Genomic DNA, 19,416 nt, shown 5'->3' with positions numbered 1-19,416 from the left:
TAACCAATAACCAATAACCAATAACCAATAACCAATAACCAATAACCAATAACCAATAACCAATAACCAATAACCAATAACCAATAACCAATAACTCATAACTCATAACTCATAACTCATAACTCATAACTCATAACTCACCGTGCCCCCTTTCATCGAACATCTGGCCTGCTCGGCCTTTTCCTTTCTCCGCGGTGGCAGCCATCCCGAAGCCCTCTTCGCACGGGCCGCCGACCTCGGACAACCCGGTCTCGCCTTGCCCGATCACCTCGGTTTCTATGGCTCGGCGCGGGCCCACCAGGCCGCCAAGGAATACGGGTTGCGCGCCCACGTGGGAGCGACCCTGGAGCTTTCGCCTCCCCATCCCGCCGGGCACTCCCCCCACCCTCATCCCCAGACCCTGGCTTGTCTCTGCCCCAGCCATCACAGTTATCGCAATCTCTCCCGTCTCCTCACCGATCATCATCTGAGCCAAACCCTTCTGCGGGAAGACCTCGACCTCGCCCGCGAGCGGGTCAACGGCCTCATTGCTCTCACCGGGCAGCCCGGCACCCCCCTCCATCACCACCTCCTCTCCGGTGATCTCTCCTCCGCGAAGACCCATCTCCGGCGCCTCCTCACCCTTTTCGGAAACGATCACCTCTACCTCGCCCTCACCCGCCACCACACCCGCCAGGATGCCCTCCTCGATCGCAGCCTGCGCGAGCTGTCCTCCCACTTCCACCTTCCCCTGCTCATCAGCAACGCCCCCCTCTACGCCACCCGCCCGGACAAGCTCCTCGCCGATGTCTTCACCTGCCTGCGCCACCACACCACTCTCGATCAGGCCGGCACCCTCCTGGGGCCGAACAACGAACGCCACCTCAAGTCCACCGCCGACATGCGGGAGCTCTTCCCCGACCATCCCGAAGCCCTCGCCGAGACCGCCCGTCTGCACGAGCGCCTGGAGTTTTCCCTCGACAATCTCGGCTACCGCTTCCCCAGCCTCCTCCCCGAGCATCGCGACGACCCCGGGGCCGCCCATGCCCTGCTCACCCGCCTCTGCCACGAGGGCCTCCCCCGCCGCTACCCTGCTCCCCAGAGAACTTTGCGGAAAAAAGCACGTGCCCAGCTGGCGAAAGAGCTCGCCCTCATTCGCCAACTTCGTTTCTCCGGCTACTTCCTCATCGTCCACGACCTCATCACCTTTGCCCAGTCCCAGGGCATCCTCTGTCAAGGCCGGGGCTCGGCGGCCAACTCGGTGGTCTGCTACCTCCTCGGCCTCACCGCCGTCGATCCCATCGGCTCCGGGCTCCTCTTCGAGCGCTTCCTCTCCGAAAACCGCAAGTCCTGGCCCGACATCGACATCGACTTCCCCTCCGGCGATCGCCGCGAAGCCGTCATCCAGTATGTTTATCAAAAATACGCCCCCCGGGGGGCCGCCATGACCGCCAATGTCATCACCTACCGCGCCCGCTCCGCCTTTCGCGAGGTCGCCAAGGTCCTCGGCTTCTCCGAGGAGACCGCCAACCGCTTCTCCGACATCCACGCCTCCCCCCGCGCCAGCAATCCGGGCGAAGAAGTCCCCGGCAACAACATCGCGGAAAAAACTCCGCCGGAGGTCTTCATTGCCGAAGCCGGGGTCCCCACCGACCACCCCCGCTTCCCCGCCCTCTGCTACCTCTTCGAGCGCCTCCTCAGCTACCCCCGACACCTCGGGCAGCATTCCGGCGGCATGATCATCTGCGATGAAGGCCTGGATGCCATCGTGCCCCTGCAACCCGCCGCCATGCCCGGCCGCACCATCGTGCAGTGGGACAAGGACGACTGCGAAGACCTCGGCATTGTCAAAATCGACCTCCTCGGCCTCGGCATGCTCGCCGCCATGGAGGACACCCTGCGCCTCTGCCACCAGCGGGGGAAAGAGATCGACCTCGCCCACATCCCCAAGGACGACCCCGCCACCTACGATCTGATGGGTGCCGCCGACACCATCGGCACCTTCCAAGTCGAGTCCCGCGCCCAGATGAACACCCTGCCCATCCTGCGCCCCCGCTGCTTCTACGATGTCGCGATCGAGGTCGCCATCATCCGCCCCGGCCCCATCGTCGGCGAGCTCGCCCATCCCTACCTCAACCGCCGCCAGGGGCTGGAAAAAGTCGACTGCATCCACCCTCTCTTCGAGCCTGTCCTGCGCCGCACCCTCGGGGTTCCCCTTTTTCAAGAACAAGTCCTCCGCATGGCCATGCTCATCGCCGACTTCTCCGGCACCGAGGCCGACGAACTCCGCCGCGCCATGGCCTTCAAGCGCTCGGACGACAAGATGCAGGCCGTCACCGCCAAGCTGCGCCGTAACATGGCCGCCCGCGGAGTGAGCCCCGAGGTCGCCGACAAAGTAGTGAACGCCATCGGTTCCTTTGCCCTCTACGGCTTCCCCGAGTCCCACGCCATCTCCTTCGCCCTCATCGCCTACGCCTCCTGCTGGCTCAAGGTCCACCACCCCGCCGAGTTCTACGCCGGCCTCATCAACAACCAGCCCATGGGGTTCTATAACGTCAATACCCTGCTGCAAGATGCCCGCCGCCACGGCATCGCCTCCCATCCGCCCTGTGTGGTGCGAAGCGCCTGCGGGACCATCATTGAGGAGGAGGGTGAAAAACGAAAAACGAAAAACTTAAAAACGAAAAACTTAAAAACGAGAGAGTTAGAAATAGAAGAGAAGGGAGTCCGGGATTCGCTGCGCTTGGGGCTGCATCGCCTCAAGGGGCTCTCACAAGCCACGGCGGAAAGAATCATCACCCGGCGGGAGGAGCAGCCCTTTGCCTCGCTAACCGATTTTCTACAGCGGGCCCGTCCCAACAAAAAAGAACGCCGCCTCCTCGCCGAAAGCGGAGCCCTCAATGCTCTGCCCGGCGTGCGCCATCGCCGCCACGCCCTCTGGCTGGTCGAGCGACCGCTGCAACTGGAACTCTTCGCCACATTGCCCGAGGAAGAAACAGGCCACGAGGTGCTCGCCCAAATGACGGACTGGGAAAAAATGGCCACCGACTTCGCCACCCAGCACCAGACCACCGGCCCCCATCCCCTCCACCTGTGGCGGAAAGAGCTACCCCCCGAAGCCAAAGGCCATCTCGTCACCGCCTGTGAGCTGGAGAACCTGCCCCACGGCAGCTATCTGCAAATCGCGGGCATGGTCATCTGTCGCCAGCGCCCGCAGACCGCCAAGGGCCACTGCTTCATCTCACTGGAAGACGAGACCGGCATCGCCAACATCTTCGTGCCCCGCCGGACCTTCGAGCACCACCGCCTCACCCTCACCACCGAGCCCTTTCTCCTCTTCGAGGGTGCGGTGCAGATTGGCGAAGGCGGCGTGGCCTCGGTCTACACCCACGACCTCCGCCCCCTCACCCTGCCCCAGACGCTGGAGGTGAAGTCGCACGACTTTCATTAAACCTCTCTGGGCCAGGACGGACGTGATCCAGGGAAGGGAAACCGCAGATGGACGCGGAAGGACGCCGATTGACGATTCACTGTCTATTTTTGAACGGAAGATTCTGAATTCTGCTCATTGAAAAGGAATCCTTTGACCGGCCGCCCTCCGGTCCCGAAAAAGCCCGAAAAGTGGCCAAGAGTGACACCTCTTCCCGGTCCCGCAGGGACCACAGAAAGTAGCCGGGGGTGGCGCGCAGCAGAACCCCCGGTTTCCAGCCCCGAAAAATCAAGGTCGAGCGTGCGATTGCACAGTTCACCCGCTATCCCGATGACCCGGTTTCCCGTGCCGAAACCAAAAAACAGGGCAAACCTCGACGTTCTCCCCTCCTCTCCCCCAGCCAACCCGCTGATTCACCCCCCACCACCATTTTCCCATCGCGGCGGGAAGGCCTTTGACCATCCCCTCCAAACCCCGGATTCCAGCTACTTTCGCACAGCCCCTCCGGGGCGTTTTCATCCCAAAACCAACCAAAATAGTCCCATCCCTCTCAGCCCAAAAAACAAAACCACAATAATTCGTCCATCTGCGCCCCACCGCGTCCATCTGCGGTTCCTCCCCCTTCCTTCCTTGGCCACATTCCCCTTTGCCAAGCTCCCCTCTCCACCCCAAGTTGCCCCTGATGAGCCTGCCGCCCATTCCCTTTCACAACACCTACGCCCGCCTCCCGGAACGATTCTTTGCCCGCCAAAATCCCGCGGAGGTCCCCGCTCCGCAGTGGGTGCACGTCAACGAAAAGCTCGCCGCCGAGCTCGGCATTGCTCTCGACTGGCTCCACCGCCCCGAGGCCCTCGCCGTCTTTGCTGGCAATGCTGTCGCCGAGGGCTCCGAGCCACTGGCCCAAGCCTATGCCGGTCACCAATTCGGCGGCTTTGTGCCCCAGCTCGGCGATGGCCGCGCCTTGCTGCTGGGCGAGGTGATCGACCGCGCCGGGCAGGCCCGCGATCTCCAACTCAAGGGCTCCGGGCGCACTCCTTTTTCCCGCCAAGGCGATGGCAAATCGGCGCTGGGTCCCGTACTGCGCGAATACCTCCTCAGCGAGGCCATGCACGCCCTCGGGGTCCCCACCACCCGCGCGCTGGCCGCCGTGACCACTGGAGAAACCGTCCTCCGGCAAGAGGGAGCGGTCGCCGGGGGCGTCTTCACCCGCGTAGCCGCCAGTCACCTGCGGGTGGGCACCTTCCAATACTTCGCCGCCCGCGAGGATGAGGCCGCCCTGCGCCAGCTCGTGGACTACGCCTTGGCTCGCCATTTCCCCGCAAAAAAAGAAAGCGACCCACCCGCCCTCGCCCTGCTAGAGGCCGTCATCGCCGCCCAGGCCCGCCTCATTCCCCATTGGATGAGCCTTGGCTTCATCCACGGGGTCATGAATACCGACAACTGCGCCATCTCCGGCGAGACCATCGACTATGGGCCCTGCGCCTTCATGGAGGAATTCCACCCCCAGTGCGTCTTCAGCTCCATCGACCGCGGGGCCCGCTACTCGTGGGCCAATCAAGCCAATATCGGGCTCTGGAACCTCACCCGCCTCGCCGAAGCCCTCCTCCCCCTCCTCGACCCCGAGGCGGAAAAGGGCAAGGAACTCGCGGAAGAAAAGCTCGACCGCTACGCCGCGCTCTTCCGGGAAAATTACCAGCAACGCTTCGCTGCCAAACTAGGCCTGCCCTCCCTCTCGAATCCAGACTTCATCCCCGTGACCCTGGAAGCGCTGGCAGTGGGCGAGGTGGACTTCACTCTCTTCTTCCGCCATCTCACCCGCGTGGCCACCGGGGAAAAAGAAGACGCTCTGATCGCCCTCTTCAAGGACCCGCAGCAAGCTCACGACTGGCTCGCCCTTTGGCACCAGGAAACTCACGAAGAACCCGCCGTGAACCTCATGCGGGAGAGCAACCCCCTCCGCATCCCCCGCAACCATCAGGTGGAAAAGGCCATTCAAGCGGGATACCGCAACGACTTCACGGTCTTCCATCACCTCCTCGCCGGTCTCGCCGAGCCCTATGCGGAGGACGAACGCTTCCAGGACTTGGAAGACAAACCCCGCCCGGAGGAAGTGGTGGAGCGAACCTTTTGCGGAACCTGAGAGGCTCCTTCTCATCCCCGGTAAGAACGGCCCCACTGAACAACGGGCCCGATTCCTTCCCTCAAAAAACATCGATTCAATCGATATTACCCCAATATTCTTCGATTAGGACAACGGGAAGCCCCGTGGTGAAATGACGGGGTCATGAACGAACTCCCCCTCTCAACGCCCCTTGCGGGTCAATCCAGCAACCGCCGCCCCGTCGCCCTCCGCACTAACAAAATGCTGCAGCGGGTGGCGCGGCATCTCGCCAACCGGGACATCAGCCCCAACCAAATCTCGCTCGCCAGCGTGATCTTTGCGGCCGCGGCGGGCCTTTCTTTCGCCAGCCTTCCCTGGCTCCCGGCCGAGTGGCGCTTTCCTCTCGCCCTCGGTGGAGGCCTTCTCGTCCTGGCCCGGGGCTTGAGCAACCTCCTCGACGGACTGGTCGCCATCGAGCATCAGCGTGCCACTGCCAGCGGAGCCTTCTTCAATGAAGCCCCCGACCGCTTGTCCGACGTCCTCATTCTCACCGGAGTCGGCTTGGCTTGGCGAGCGGATTTCGCCGGGCTCAGCGCGGGCTTGCTTCTCTCCCTACTGGCGATGGGGACGGCCTATGTGAGAGTGCTGGGCAGCAACCTCACCGGCACGGAAGACTACTGTGGCCCCCTGGCCAAACCCCAGCGCATCGGTCTCATCGCCCTCGCTCTGCCCCTCGCCTTTCTCCTGCCCCGGACCGAGCCCGCCTTGACCCTGCTGCTCTTCACCCTCGCCCTCGGCACCGCCGGCACCCTGCTGCGTCGCTTGCACCATTTGTTGAAAACCCTCAACCACCGCCACTCATGATCACCCCTCTCCTTCCAGCCCTCGTCCGCCTCCTCACCGGGGTGCGGCTCACCACCAGTGCCAGCGAGGTCCCCGACCATCCCCCGCGCGTGTATTTTGGCAATCACAGCAGCCACCTCGACTTCCTCCTCATCTGGGCCGCCCTCCCCGCCGCGCTGCGGGAAAAAACCCGCCCCGTAGCCGCCCGCGACTACTGGGAAGCCAATGCCCTGCGCCGTCGGCTGGCCCAGCAAACCTTCCGCGCCCTCCTCGTCGATCGCGGCTGCTTTTGCCGCCAGAGCAATCCTCTCCAGGAAATGGTGGACACCCTCAATGACGGCCATTCCCTCATCGTCTTTCCCGAAGGGACCCGGGAGAGCAATGGAGAGCTGCAGGACTTCAAGTCCGGCCTCTATCACCTGGCCAAACACCGGCCGAAGACGGAATTCGTGCCCGTCTGGCTGGAGAATGCTTTCCGCATCCTCCCCAAGGGCGAAATCCTCCCCCTGCCCCTCCTCGCCTCCCTTCACTTCGGCTCCCCCCTCTCCCTGCAACCCACCGACAACAAACCCTCCTTTCTCACCCGCTGCCGCGAGAGCCTCCTCGCCTTGCGGGAACAAACACCCCCTTCTCCACGCTCATGAACGCTCTCTCCGACCCTGCTTTCCGCTCCCTGCTGACTCTTCTCCTCAGCGTTCTTCTCTTGGCCAGTGGCACCCTCTCCTTGCTGGCACGGCGACCGATTTTGCAAAAGAATCCCGCTCTGGTGAAGGACCTCCGCCTCCGCACCCGCTCCTGGTGGGTCATGATCGGCCTTTTCCTGCTGGCCAGTCTGCTCGGTAAAGGGGGTTCCCTCCTGCTCTTTGCCCTCATCTCCTTCCAAGCCCTCCGCGAGCTGGTGACCCTGATGGCCACCCATCGCCACGAACACCGCACCCTGGCTTGGTCCTTCTTCATCATCCTGCCCCTGCACTACCTCTTCATTGGCCTCGACCGCTATGGCATCTGGACCATCTTTCTCCCCGTTTACGGCTTTCTCTTTCTGCCCGTCCGCAATCTCCTGACCGGATCCAGCGAGGATTTCCTCCTCCGCACCGCGCGCAATCACTGGGCCTTGGGCATCTGCGTCTACGCCCTTTCCCATGCCCCAGCCCTCCTCTGCCTCGGGGAAGGAGCCACCGGGATCAAGCTCCTCTTCTTCCTCGTCATCATCTGCCAGGGCAGCGATGTCTTCCAATACCTCTGGGGGAAAAGCTGTGGCAAACACCCGGTCGCCCCCGCCATTTCTCCCAAAAAAACCCGCGAAGGCACGCTCGGAGGCCTCCTCACCGCCGGCCTCCTCGGCATCGCCCTGGCCTGGGCCACCCCCTTCCTCTGGTGGCAAGCCGGACTCATGGCCCTCGTCATCGCGGTCTGCGGGTTTTTCGGCGATCTCACCCTCTCCGCCATCAAGCGCGATCACCGGGCCAAGGACTTCGGCACCCTCATTCCCGGCCATGGCGGCATTCTCGATCGGGTCGATTCCCTCGCCTTCGCCGCCCCCGTCTTCTTCCACCTGAGCAAATTCTTCTGGTTCTCCTAAAAGCAAAAAAGGGCGCTCCGCAGAGCACCCTTCCCAGAAAAAAGCCGCAGAAATTCACAAAGCGGCGTCAATCTCGCGATAGGAGCGCACGAGGTCCGCAACGTTGCCCTGAATGCCGTGCTCCAGACCATAGACTCCTTGATAGCCCTTATCGCGAATGTGCTTGGTGAGATTGACGTGGTTGATCTCCCCAGTGCCAGGTTGGTTGCGACCGGGCACGTCTCCATACTGAATGTAGGCAATCTCGTCCCAGCACTCGTCCGTATTCTTAATCAAATCCCCCCCAACCTGCTGCTGGTGGAAGTAATCGGCCAAAAGCTTGCAGGAGGGGCGCTCCACCAGTTTGCACAGATTGTAGCCATCCTTGAAGGTGCGCAAAAGAACGGGCTTGCCACCAGTCGGATGCGAAAGCGGCTCCAGAACATAGACCAAATCAGCCTCATCAAAGATATCGCTACAACGCTTCAGCATGTCCGCCGCCCCGCGCATTTGCTCGTCGAAGTTTCCAGACTCATCGCGAGCTCCCGGAATGAGGGTGAACCACTTGTGCCCAACGCGCTTGGCCATCTCGACCGCCTTCTTGCAGTCGTTCAAAATGTTGTTTTTCTCCTCTTCGGAAGGGTCCCAGAAATTGGCACCGCCTCCGGTGGTCACCACGCTGACTCCCATGGTCATGCCCAGATCCCGCAGGGCCTGCCCGATTTTCTCCTGATCTTCCGGCGAGCGCCGACCCAACCAGTTCTCTTCCCAAGCGCGGAAACCATCATCGTAGGCCCGCTTGATGCCATCAATGTATTGATTGACGTTCCCATCGCCGTAGTGGCGCGAAGCCGGTGCAAAGAGAACCTTGAAGGGCTCGCTTTTCCCCTCCCCCTGGGCTCCCCCTTGATCCTTTTCTTGAGCCAAACCCCGACCAGCGCCCATCAGCGCAAGCGCCGAACCTGTTGCAGTGACAAATTTTCTTCGATCCATCATCCAAGCTTTAACGGATCGCCAGAGTGCTGTCTATCACAGGCTGTGCCCCTCATTTGGGTGACGCAGGACGAAACAGCGGCGAAAAAATCCTCCCGGAAAAAAAGTGAAAAAAGACATTGCCAGACGCGCCATATCCGCATAGCCTCCGCGCCCCCGAAAGGAACTAATGCTCGGTTAGCTCAGGGGTAGAGCACCACATTGACATTGTGGGGGTCGCAGGTTCAAATCCCGCATCGAGCACCATCTTTTCCCAGTTTTCTTCCCTCCCCGGGAGCCAGACGCACCCTGCTAGCAAGAGACTGGACCGGTTTTTTCTCAAAGCGAGTTCGGCCATTCCCTATTGCTCTCTCTGAGAGAAAACGCTAATTCCCCGGATCATGGTATGTTCCATCTTCCGCCGGTTCCTCTTTCTTATCTTGGCACTCAGCCTGACCGCAGAAGAGAGACTCCCCCGGGTCCTCGTCTCCACCGACGCAGGAGGCACCGACCCTGACGACATCCAGTCCCTCGCCCACCTCTTCGTCTATCTGGATAAAATGGAATTGGAAGGACTGATTTCTTCCCCCTTCGGTCCGGGGCGCAAGGCTCACCTTTTGGAGGCCATCGCCGCTTACGAGAAAGACTTTCCCCAACTTCGCCGTCACTCCCCTGCCTATCCCTCCCCGGCAGAACTGCGAACATTGACCAAACAAGGAGCCACCGCACTGGCAGATGGCGACGGGGTGGGCCAGGCCACCGAAGGCTCGCAATGGATCATCTCCTGCGCCCGCCGCCCGGACAAGCGCCCCCTCCATGTTTTGGTCTGGGGCGGCCTCGAAGACCTCGCGCAAGCTCTCCACGAGGCCCCCGACATTCTTCCCAAGCTCCGCGTCTACTGGATCGGAGGCCCCAATAAAAAATGGAGCGTGAATGCTTACAATGCCATCGAGCAAAATCACCCCGCCCTTTGGTTCATCGAAGCGAATTCCACCTACCGCGGCTGGTTCGTGGGCGGCGAAGGCGGCCCCTGGGACAAGCGGGAATTCGTCCGCCAACACGTGGCCGGACACGGAGCCTTGGGGCAACTCTTCGTCACCGCGAAAGAAGATTTGAAGATGGGCGACACCCCCTCCGTCGCCTGGGCCCTCTCCCCCCATCCGGAAGACCCCACTGCGGCCAGCTGGGGAGGACAATTCGTCCCCCTATGGCCCGGCCGCAAAACCATCTTCGCGGGCGAGACCCGACGCGAGGAGGTCGCGGAAGCTTTCGGCGTAGTCGAATTCGTCTTTCCCAAACCCGGCGATTTCAACGCGGATCATTTCGCTCGCATGATTTTCAATCACAGCGAGCCCCCCTCCGAGGTCATTGTGGAAGACGACACCCTGCGCTTCCGCTTCTCACCCCGCGACGCCAAGGTCTGGTCCTACCACGTGGAGAGCAATCATGCGGACCTTGCCCAGATTCAGGGAGCCTTCACGGCCCGTCTGCGGCCCCACCAGGAGACTCTCGAGCCCTCTCCCCGGCACCCCCACTGGTGGAGTGATGACAACGCCCCGACAACTTTTGAAGGCGTCCATGCCGGTGCCAAAACTATCAATCGTTGGCGCGTCGAGTATCTCGCCGATTTTGCCCGGCGCATGGACCGCTGCCTACCGCCAGAGAAAAAAGCCAGCGAGCACGGAACTCAATGAAACGGCCAGGGCCGAAGGGATTCCCGATGCTCCCCGACCAAGGGGCGGCGAAGCTTGAATCGCGACTTCTTTTCACGTCGTGGGTAGGAAGCGGTTGCCACCTGCCCCTCTCGTTTCGGCCGATTCCCTGACTCGAGCAGAGAAAGAATGTGATAGTGGGAGGACTTCATAAGCTAATAAACTTCCTACTAGCGGATAGAATCAGCTAGCAATTTGAGAAACAGCGCTCTTCCAGAGCCATCCGCAGATGGCCGTAGAGATTTTCGCAAAACTCAGTCAACAACAAATGACAGCCAAGTTCAATCCAAATCGGCTCAAAAATAGAATTTTTATTAAATTCCATCCCTTATTTTTACCACCCTCACCCAGGGATAAGTTCTTTTCTTCTGGCGGGAAGTTGGCACTCTTCGCGCATGCGTTGGGAAAAATTGCGCCGCAGTCGCCATGTGGAAGATCGCCGGGGGCAGAGGCCATCCCGCAAACCTGCGGCAGCCGGGGGCGGTCTCGGCCTGGTCCTCATTCTCGTCCTGGCCTTCGTCTTCAAGGTCAACCCCTTGGAGCTGCTGAGCCAAAGCAGCCATAGTGGCCTCTCCCCGCAGCCAGCATCCGCCGTCACCCCCTCAGCGGAGAGCGACGAGATGGCCGACTACACCGCCGCAGTATTGGGTTCCACCGAGGATGAATGGCAACGCATTTTCGCTCAATACAATCGCCAATACCGTCCGGCCAAATTGGTCAACTACTCGGGCACCACCCGCATGCGTTCGGGTGGGGTAGCCCAAGCGGCCACCGGCCCCTTTTACCTCCCGGCGGAAGAGACCATCTACCTCGATACCGACTTCTTTCACCAACTGCGCCAATTGGCCCGCGATCGCAGCCGCGATTACGACTTTGCCCCCGGCTACGTCATTGCCCACGAGGTCGCTCATCACGTGCAGAAACTCCTCGGCTACACCGACAAAGTCCATGGCCAGCGCGGCCGCGTGCCCGAGCGCATTTACAATCAACTCTCGGTGCGGCTGGAGCTCCAAGCGGACTTCCTCGCCGGGGTCTGGGCCCACCACGCCAATCGCCGTCTGCTGGAAAAAGAAGGAGTGCCCCTCCTGGAGGATGGCGACATCGAAGAAGCAATGCGCGCGGCGCAAGCCATTGGCGACGACGCCCTGCAGGGCCAGGCAGGCCGCGTGCGCCCGGACAGCTTCACCCACGGGACCTCCGCGCAACGCCTCCGCTGGTTCCTCCGGGGCTTCGAGACTGGCGACCCCAATCAAGGCAACACCTTCCAGCTGCCCTACGAAGATTTGTAAGCCCGTCACTCAAGGCCTTTTGCCCGGGCCACCAGCGGCCCCCGGCCCCGGGCCAGGAGCGCAAGAGATTTTTCCTGAAGGTCGAGCAGGCAAATCTGCTCCTCGCCTAATTGAAAGACAACGAAATCGCCCGGCAGATGAACGGCATTGCGCACCGTCCACATAGCCATCGGGGTCTCCAAGGCGTAGTGAATCCGCTCGCCGCTTGCTTGGTTTTCCCCCGACAGACCGTCGAAGGCCCAGAAACCGGTCCGAAGCTTCCAAGCAGCATTTTCCGCGAGGGAGGGAACAGGCCCGAAATGATGAAAGGTTTCCCTCACTTGGGATTGCTCCTTCAAGTGCCAATCCAGCGCGGCGTGCGGAGAAAAATTTTCCTGCAGCAAGAGGTGCCTGCCCCTGCCGCCCTTTGGCTTTTGATAGAGAAACAAATTGAACTCTCCCCCTGCGTGAGGCTTGGCATAAAGCCGGTCATTCTGCCCGGAGGCCTCCAAGGGAAGGACCACTTCCGGACGATGGGGCGCATTCAGCTGCAGCCGCCACACTTGAGCTCCTGTAGGTTCCAGATAATAGAGCTGATAATCCCCGGGAATCTCCCTCCCTCCAGCGGAAATCACTTGGAGTTCGGTCAGCATCGTCGCCCGGCTCATCATTCCATAACAGGCACAGAGGAGGAGGTAACTCGCCGTATGAATGAGAAGTGTCGCTTGCCCAGCTAGCCGGAGGGAGCTTTCTCGCCCCTTCAGACTCAGCCAGACAAAAGGAAATTCCAACAAGAGGGTCAGCAAAAAAGCGAGAACCAGGCCAAGGGCAAACCAACTCCACAGATTCAGAATGGTGATATCAGCAAAAGGCAGAAGCTTGCCGAGCAGAAACACCCCGCCCCACGCCGAAGCAAAGTTGGCTCCCACGAGAAGCAGAATCGTCGTTTTCTTCTGACTTTCAAAGAACTTCATCAGAGCCAACCCCTCGAAAAGCCCCAGCAAAAGGTTGCCGAGGAAAAGATGAAAGAAAGAAGCCAGTATCAGAGGAGTGCCGACGTTGCCCCACATCGGCAGGTCGAATGGGAGCCAAAAAACAAGGGGGCTGAATGAGAAACACGGATTCATTGTTCTGCAGCCCTTACACATTGAGTGATTTTTGTCCCGGGAACAAACTTTTCCTCTTTGCGCTCGGCCCCTCGGTTCCACTCTGCTTATCAACATTCCTACGGCAACAAACTTTTCACTTGAACACCTCCATCAAGAAGACTCAAATGGTGCCATGAGCACTCCTTCAGTCCTTGCCTTGCGCCGTCAATTGAGCGCACGCTTTCCGGCCGCCCATGCCGGACGAAAGGAACCGGAAAGCCATCACTTCCAGTCTCTTCCGCCTCTCCCCAAGGCCACCCTGAGCGAATTGGTCAGCCCTCCCGAGGTGACTGGACTCGGCCTTGTCTTGGCAGAATTGCTCGCCCAGAGTCGCGGAGAGGAGCAAACGCCCCCTCTCGCCCTCATCGACCCCGGGGACCACTTCGACCCCGCTTCCTACTCCGTTCACCGCCCCCTGCTCTGGCTACGGGCCCCTTCGCTCAAGAAAGCCCTGCAAGCGGCCGACCTCCTCGTGCGCGACGGCAACATTCCACTCGTCCTCCTCGACTGCAGCCTCACTCCTCTGCCCGAAGTCCGCCAAATCCCCCCCTCCTCCTGGTATCGCCTCCGCGCCTTGGCCGAGGCCTCGGGCACCCTGCTCCTCGCCCTCACCTCCACCCCCACCCTCCCTGCCGCGACCACTCGCTACCAGCTCACAAGCGCTCTGACCCTCACCGACATGGCTGCCTTGCGCTCGCAATGGCTACCCAAAGTCAGCTTCCATCCCCTCCGAGCTCATCAAAGCCAACCTGCCAATATGGGATGAGGCGGATGAGAGCCCTGCCTTCTGAAGACGAGCCCTCAACTTTTCCCTTGTCACCCCGGCCAGCAGAGCTAGATTTATCGGTGCAATTGGCCTTCAAGCCTTTTGCCTTAAATCAGGGAACCCGTTCCCTATAAACACAAACTAAGTAAACAAAATGAAAGCAACCAAAGGACAAATGCGATCCGGTTTCACCTTGGTGGAACTGCTGGTCGTGATTTCGATCATCGTGGTGCTGGCCGGTCTTGCCGTGCCGACTGCGATGAAAGCACTTGCCAAGGCCGAGCAGGTCACTGGCATCAACAACGTCAAGGGCATCAAATCCGCTCTCGACCTCTTCGCCAGCGACTTCGACGGGGAATACCCCAGCGACAGCACAGCAGAAGAGATCATGGAGATCAGCGACGACAATGTCGGCGGCTCGTCCAGCCGTGGCGGTGCCTCCCGCCTCAACCCCTCCCGTGGCCTCGATAGCAGCCATGACTTGGGTGCCCGTGGAAGCCGTGGTGGCCGTGGCGGAGCTTCCTCCGACAAGCCCTCCAACTACTACTTCACCCAGCTCATGGGTCATGGTCTCGACAACGAAGAGCTCTTCTACCTGAAGTCCTTCAAGAAGGCCTTCATCCTGAAGAAGCCTAACAACGACAAGCAGATTGACCAGGGCGAGAACGTCTGGGGTTACACCAAGAACCTCCAGCAGACTTCCAGCAGCCACATTCCCATCGTCTTCGACTCCCCCATCAGCACCGGGGATTCGCCCAAATTCTCCAAGAAAGTTTGGGACGGCAAGATCATCGTAGCCAAGCTCGATAGCTCGACCCGCACTGAGATGATTGCTGGTTCCGACAAAGCCTCCGGCCCCGTGACCGGACGCGTGGACGGCGACCGCATGAACCTCTTCTCCCAAGAAGCCTTGGAAGAGGGTCAACTGACCGTGGCTGACCTCAAGCGCCTCGGCGGCAACTAAGAAGCCTCGACAAGCCCACTTTTCACCAAGCCGACACTCCCCCGGGAGGTCGGCTTTTTTCATACCCTCTTCACTCCCCTTTCACAAAAGCTTCATCCCGCTCCGTTTCTCTCGCAACCGTCCACGCCATGCCACTCTCCCTATCTCCAGCCACTCTGGCCCGCGGGCAATCCGCTGACCTGCGGCCCCTCTTTGCGGAGGGCGTCATGCGACAGGCTCTCCCCCGCACCCTGGCCTTCGTCATCCTCGGCAGTGGCAGCTACGGCTTCACCGTCGGCCTCTGGCGGGGCTGGGAGATGGCGGGCTACGTGGCCCTCAAGACCCCCCTGCTCCTCTTGGCCACTTTGCTGGTGACGGGATTGCTCAATGGCATTCTGGGCCTGCTCCTCGGCACCGGCATCGGCTTGCGCCAATCCCTACTCTGCCAGTTGCTCGCCTTTTCCCTCGCCGCCATCGTGCTGGCGGCCCTGGCACCGGTCACCTTCTTCCTCGCCCTGGAGGCACCTCCGGCCGACTCCTCCCAAGCCGCGATGGCCCACAGCACCTATCTGCTCACCCACACCCTGCTCATTGCTCTGGCTGGCTTCCTCGCTGTGGTGCGGCTCTTCAGCCTCCTTCGCACCCTCACCCCGGACTTCCAAGCCGCCCGCCTCACCCTTCTCTCTTGGCTGGCCTCCAATGCCTTTGTGGGGGCCCAGCTCTCCTATCTCTTCCGTCCCTTTTTCGGGTCGCCCGGCCTGGAGGTCGCTTTTCTCCGCCCCGACCCCTTCAACGGCACCTTCTACGAGGCCGTCTGGCACGCCTTGACCCGCCTTTTCCCAAGCAGCATCGCACTGCTCATTCTCTTTCTCTTCCTCTGCGGAGCCGCCCTAATTTTGCAAAAAATTCTGCAACAACCTCAAACCACAACCAAGAAATCATGAACTCACCCACGCCACCCGATCTGGCCCAAAACGAGCCCAACGACAACCCCTTCGCCGACCTCAAGGTCACCAATCTCAGCAGCGCCATCGAGGCACTCCTGCGCAACCCACGGGCCCTCTTTCAAGCCCTGCGCACCGACCGCACCCTCATCCTTCCCCTTCTCCTCCTCGCCCTCCTCAGCGCGGCGGTTCTCGGCCTCGTGCTGGGCACCTACTCCGGTGGCACCCAGCTCTGGGCCGCCCCCCTCAAGATCGCAGGCGGGCTCCTCCTCGCTGCGGCCATCTGTTTCCCCAGCCTCTACATTTTTTCCTGCCTGGCCAACTCCCCCCTGCGCCTTCCCGGCATCGCGGCTTCCTACCTGTGCTTTCTGGCACTGCTCGGACTCCTCCTCATTGCCTTCGCCCCCATTCTCTGGATCTTTACCCAATCCTCGAATTCTCTCCCCTTTGTCGGCTTCCTCGCCCTCACCGTCTGGTTCCTTTCCTTCACCCTCGCTTCCGGTCTCCTACGCAAGCTCACGCGCCGTCAGCACACCGCCTGGCAGCTCCACCTCTGGCTGCTCATCTTTCTCGTGGTGACCCTGCAGATGTCCACCGCCCTGCGGCCCATCCTCGGCACCTCGCCCGACCTCCTGCCCACCGAAAAGAAATTCTTCCTCACCCATTGGCTGGAATCCGTCAACAGCACCTCCTCCAACAACGAAAAAACCCGGGAAGACTCCTCCCCGGGCCGCTGAAAACCATCGCTCCCCCTTGGCGGGAGCAAAGAGGGATTCAGCCCGCAAAGGCATTGGCAGGGAGCCCCTTCACCCCCAGCCCCCTGACCACGAAAAGCCGCCCCGCATGCTCCTCCTCCTTGCTCTTGTGAATGCCCGTGGTGACGTAGAGCTCGTCCAGATTCTCCCCTCCCCAGGTGCAGGCAGTCGTCTCCACACAGGGGAAGTCGAGGCGCTGCAGCTCCTCGCCCGTCCGCGGATCGTAGCGCACCACCATGCCTCCATGGCAAAAGGCCACCCAGATCTTTCCCTCCGCATCCATCACCATGCCATCGGGGGAAAAGTCATACTTCTTCGTATCGACCACCACCTCGCGGTTGCTCCACTCCCCGGTGTGGGTGTCGTAATCAAAGCCCCAAATCTCGCGCCGGGGAGTATCGATGTAATAAACCCGCCGATTGTCCGGACTCCAGGCGAGGCCATTGGAATTAGTCACTCCCCCAAAGACCTCCCGCACCGAGAGCTCGCCATCGAGTTCATAGAGCGAAGCGTCTCCCTCCTTCTTCACGGTCGAAATCGTGCCCGCAAAGAAGCGTCCGTCGGGCGAACACTTGCCATCGTTAAAGCGATTGTCCACCTTCTCCGCCTCGGGATCGACGATTGCCTTGTGCTCACCCGTCTCCTCGCTGAGCAGGTGAAAGCCGGTATCCCCTGCAATGACCAGGCCACCCCGGCTGCGCGGCACCACCGTGCCCACCCGCTCTCCCACCTCGAAAATCTTCTCCTCCCCACTTTCCGGGTCAAAGCGGACCACCCGATGCCCCTCGATATCGACATAATAGAGCGCACCCTGCCACCAGATTGGACCCTCTCCCCATTGGGAACGATATTCGCCTGCCAGTGAAATTTCCATACCCGGAGCTAAGCCTTTTGTCGCAGCCGGAAAAAGTCCAAAAATGTCAGTTGCGCAATTCCGACATTGTCATCTGCCTCACAATCGCTAGGATACGGGCCTTCATTGCCTATGAATCCCCGAATTTTCGTCTGCCTTCTCCTCGCCTTTCTCGCGCCCCTCGCCCCCGCGCAACAGGCCGTCACTTGGGAAAACGTCACGATAGGGAAAGAAAGCTACGTCACCGTGCGCAGCATCAAGGATTTTTACGGATTCACCACCATGAGGCGCGCAGGCTCCAAGCTCGTCTTGGAAAAACGCGGGGTGCGGATCGAGTTTCTCGTCGGCCAGCAAAGCGTCTGGATGAATCAGATCAAATTCGTCTTCACCTATCCCATCAAGCAATCTGGCGGACGCTACCTCGTGCACCGCATCGATTTGGTGAAGCTCTTTGATCCCGTGATGCGTCCCCACAACGTCTGCACCACCCCCACTCGGATCGACACCGTCATCATTGACCCCGGCCACGGCGGCCGCGACCCCGGCACCGTCAGCCCCCACGGCAATGGCAATGAAAAAGACCACGCCCTCGCCGTCTCCCGCAAGCTCGCCGCCCAGCTGCAAGAGCGAGGCTTCAAGGTCGGTCTCACCCGCCGCGACGACCGCTACCTCTCGCTGCAGCAACGCGTCGACTACGCCAACCAGTTCCCCAACGCCCTCTTCATCTCCATCCACTTCAATTCCGGTGGTGGTGGCCGGGCCCACGGCATCGAGACCTTCACCCTCTCTCCCCAAGGCGTAGCCCACTACGGTCGCGGCCTCAAGGCCTCCGACTTCACCGAAAAGCCCGGAAACAACAACGACTCCGCCAACGTCGCCCTCGCCACCGCTGTCCATTCCAACGTCATCAAAGCCACCGGCCGGGAAGACCGCGGCATTCGCCGGGCCCGCTACTCCGTGCTTTCCGGCGTCAAGCACCCCGCCCTCCTGCTAGAAGGCGGCTTCCTCTCCAACCGCGTCGAAGGTTCCTACATCCGCCGCAGCGACTATCAGGACCGCCTCGCCTACTCCATCGCCGAAGCGGTGGTGAAATACAAGATGGCCACGGAGCGGGCCCAGCGCCGCTGACCCCCACCCGCGCCTCCTGCCACCAGCCATGCGCGTTTACTGCTGCCAGCTCGACCCCGTTTGGGAGAAACGCGACCACAATCTCGCCCGCCTCAGTGAACGGCTGGCTGAGGAAAAGCCCGAACCCGGCTCGCTCATCGTCCTCCCCGAGATGTTCGCCACCGGCTTCAGCATGGACTTCGCCACCTTGGCCGAGCCCGCCGACCACTCGCCCACCCTCACCTTCCTCGCCACCGAGGCCTGCCGCCATCGCTGCGCCATTCTCGCCGGCCTCGTGCTGGAGCGCGAGGGCCTCCTCAGCAACGAGGCCGCCCTCATCACCGCCCAAGGCGAGATCCAAGGCTCTTATCAAAAAATCCACCCCTTCAGCCCCTCGGGAGAAGAAAAAGTAGCCACCCCCGGCTCCTGGGTCAAAACCTTCCCCCTCGGCGACTGGCGCCTCGCCCCCCTCATCTGCTACGACCTCCGCTTTCCAGAAGTCTTCCGCCTCGCCGCCCCCGAGGCCGAGCTCTTCATCGTCATCGCCAACTGGCCCACCCCCCGCGTCGACCACTGGCGCACTCTCCTTCGCGCCCGCGCCATCGAGAACCAATCCTACGTTGTCGGAGTCAACCGCGTCGGCTCGGACCCGAATATGGACTTCCCCGGCCACTCCCTCATCATCGACCCCCAGGGACAAATTCTGGCCGAAGGCAACGAGCAAGCCGGAATCATCACAGCCGAACTCGACCGCGCCGCCCTGCACCAATGGCGCGACACCTTCCCCGCCCACCGCGACCGCAGGCTCGACCTCCATCAAGGAACATTGGCGTCCCGCCGGTTCCAAAGCCCCGCCCTCTCGAAAAACCACCTCCCAAACCCGGAGAATCCAAGGTAGCTGACGCTTCCAACAACAGTCCACCTCTGCCGCAACCCGGTCTTGCTTCTTGGGCGGAAAATTCGGAGGCTCGCCCTCTTGAAAGCGAAAAACATTCTCATCACCGGGGGCGCGGGCTTCATCGGCTCGCACTTGG

At 61.2% G+C, this 19,416-nt stretch carries 16 protein-coding genes and 1 tRNA gene; 14 read left to right on the top strand and 3 right to left on the bottom strand.

Annotation, left to right across the window (positions count from 1 at the left end):
- Nucleotides 1–142: 142 nt before the first annotated feature.
- The 5 genes from JIN78_RS15660 to JIN78_RS15640 all read left to right on the top strand — a co-directional run bounded on the left by JIN78_RS15660 (nucleotide 143) and on the right by JIN78_RS15640 (nucleotide 7,935).
- Nucleotides 143–3,430, top strand: coding sequence for a DNA polymerase III subunit alpha (locus JIN78_RS15660; RefSeq protein ID WP_307833015.1), 3,288 nt, complete (start codon nucleotides 143–145; stop codon nucleotides 3,428–3,430).
- 661 nt (nucleotides 3,431–4,091) lie between these two features.
- Entirely contained in the window at nucleotides 4,092–5,549 is a 1,458-nt protein-coding gene (locus tag JIN78_RS15655) for a protein adenylyltransferase SelO (protein WP_200392940.1), read from the top strand.
- A gap of 144 nt (nucleotides 5,550–5,693) precedes the next feature.
- Nucleotides 5,694–6,374, top strand: a complete 681-nt coding sequence (locus JIN78_RS15650; protein ID WP_200392939.1) for a CDP-alcohol phosphatidyltransferase family protein — start codon at nucleotides 5,694–5,696, stop codon at nucleotides 6,372–6,374.
- Nucleotides 6,371–6,997: a lysophospholipid acyltransferase family protein gene (locus JIN78_RS15645; protein ID WP_200392938.1), complete on the top strand. Its 627-nt coding sequence runs from the start codon at nucleotides 6,371–6,373 to the stop codon at nucleotides 6,995–6,997. The genes JIN78_RS15650 and JIN78_RS15645 overlap by 4 nt, the downstream gene beginning before the upstream one ends.
- Nucleotides 6,994–7,935, top strand: coding sequence for a phosphatidate cytidylyltransferase (locus tag JIN78_RS15640; RefSeq protein ID WP_200392937.1), 942 nt, complete (start codon nucleotides 6,994–6,996; stop codon nucleotides 7,933–7,935). The genes JIN78_RS15645 and JIN78_RS15640 overlap by 4 nt, the downstream gene beginning before the upstream one ends.
- Before the next feature lie 54 nt (nucleotides 7,936–7,989).
- Here JIN78_RS15640 and JIN78_RS15635 read toward each other — a convergent pair whose 3' ends face one another.
- Nucleotides 7,990–8,907 (bottom strand): TIM barrel protein, encoded by a 918-nt coding sequence (locus JIN78_RS15635; protein ID WP_200392936.1) that lies wholly within the window; start codon nucleotides 8,905–8,907, stop codon nucleotides 7,990–7,992.
- Nucleotides 8,908–9,078: 171 nt separating this feature from the next.
- On the opposite strand from JIN78_RS15635, the gene JIN78_RS15630 reads away from it, so the two are divergent.
- The 3 genes from JIN78_RS15630 (at nucleotide 9,079) to ypfJ (ending at nucleotide 11,887) form a co-directional block, all read left to right on the top strand.
- Nucleotides 9,079–9,153, top strand: a tRNA-Val gene (locus tag JIN78_RS15630).
- 134 nt (nucleotides 9,154–9,287) lie between these two features.
- Entirely contained in the window at nucleotides 9,288–10,580 is a 1,293-nt protein-coding gene (locus JIN78_RS15625) for a DUF1593 domain-containing protein (RefSeq protein ID WP_200392935.1), read from the top strand.
- A gap of 413 nt (nucleotides 10,581–10,993) precedes the next feature.
- Nucleotides 10,994–11,887 carry a KPN_02809 family neutral zinc metallopeptidase gene (gene ypfJ, locus JIN78_RS15620; RefSeq protein WP_200392934.1) on the top strand — a complete coding sequence of 298 codons (894 nt, stop codon included), beginning with the start codon at nucleotides 10,994–10,996 and terminating at the stop codon, nucleotides 11,885–11,887.
- Between the two features lie 5 nt (nucleotides 11,888–11,892).
- Here the strand turns inward: ypfJ and JIN78_RS15615 are convergent, their stop codons facing one another.
- The gene (locus JIN78_RS15615) at nucleotides 11,893–12,936 is read right to left on the bottom strand and encodes a hypothetical protein (protein WP_200392933.1); all 1,044 of its coding nucleotides are present in this window, start codon (nucleotides 12,934–12,936) and stop codon (nucleotides 11,893–11,895) included.
- A gap of 211 nt (nucleotides 12,937–13,147) precedes the next feature.
- Here JIN78_RS15615 and JIN78_RS15610 point away from each other — a divergent pair, with 211 nt between their 5' ends.
- The 4 genes from JIN78_RS15610 (at nucleotide 13,148) to JIN78_RS15595 (ending at nucleotide 16,404) form a co-directional block, all read left to right on the top strand.
- On the top strand, nucleotides 13,148–13,780 hold the full coding sequence (locus JIN78_RS15610; RefSeq protein ID WP_200392932.1) for a hypothetical protein: 633 nt from the start codon (nucleotides 13,148–13,150) through the stop codon (nucleotides 13,778–13,780).
- A 154-nt stretch (nucleotides 13,781–13,934) separates the two neighbouring features.
- The gene (locus JIN78_RS15605; RefSeq protein ID WP_200392931.1) at nucleotides 13,935–14,744 is read left to right on the top strand and encodes a type II secretion system protein; all 810 of its coding nucleotides are present in this window, start codon (nucleotides 13,935–13,937) and stop codon (nucleotides 14,742–14,744) included.
- Between the two features lie 128 nt (nucleotides 14,745–14,872).
- On the top strand, nucleotides 14,873–15,667 hold the full coding sequence (locus tag JIN78_RS15600) for a hypothetical protein (protein ID WP_200392930.1): 795 nt from the start codon (nucleotides 14,873–14,875) through the stop codon (nucleotides 15,665–15,667).
- On the top strand, nucleotides 15,664–16,404 hold the full coding sequence (locus JIN78_RS15595) for a hypothetical protein (protein ID WP_200392929.1): 741 nt from the start codon (nucleotides 15,664–15,666) through the stop codon (nucleotides 16,402–16,404). Before JIN78_RS15600 ends, JIN78_RS15595 begins: the two co-directional genes overlap by 4 nt.
- A 37-nt stretch (nucleotides 16,405–16,441) precedes the next feature.
- On the opposite strand, the gene JIN78_RS15590 is transcribed toward JIN78_RS15595, so the two are convergent.
- Complete coding sequence (locus JIN78_RS15590) at nucleotides 16,442–17,296, bottom strand: SMP-30/gluconolactonase/LRE family protein (protein ID WP_200392928.1); 855 nt, start codon at nucleotides 17,294–17,296, stop codon at nucleotides 16,442–16,444.
- 111 nt (nucleotides 17,297–17,407) lie between these two features.
- Here JIN78_RS15590 and JIN78_RS15585 point away from each other — a divergent pair, with 111 nt between their 5' ends.
- Entirely contained in the window at nucleotides 17,408–18,403 is a 996-nt protein-coding gene (locus tag JIN78_RS15585) for an N-acetylmuramoyl-L-alanine amidase family protein (protein ID WP_200392927.1), read from the top strand.
- A gap of 28 nt (nucleotides 18,404–18,431) precedes the next feature.
- Nucleotides 18,432–19,280: a carbon-nitrogen family hydrolase gene (locus JIN78_RS15580; RefSeq protein WP_200392926.1), complete on the top strand. Its 849-nt coding sequence runs from the start codon at nucleotides 18,432–18,434 to the stop codon at nucleotides 19,278–19,280.
- The last annotated feature ends 136 nt before the right edge of the window (nucleotides 19,281–19,416 follow it).

The sequence above is a fragment of the Roseibacillus ishigakijimensis genome (assembly GCF_016595415.1).
Taxonomy (GTDB): Bacteria; Verrucomicrobiota; Verrucomicrobiia; order Verrucomicrobiales; family Akkermansiaceae; genus Roseibacillus; species Roseibacillus ishigakijimensis.
Note: the sequence above shows the minus strand (reverse complement) of the source record. Positions and strands in the feature narration are given on the sequence as shown.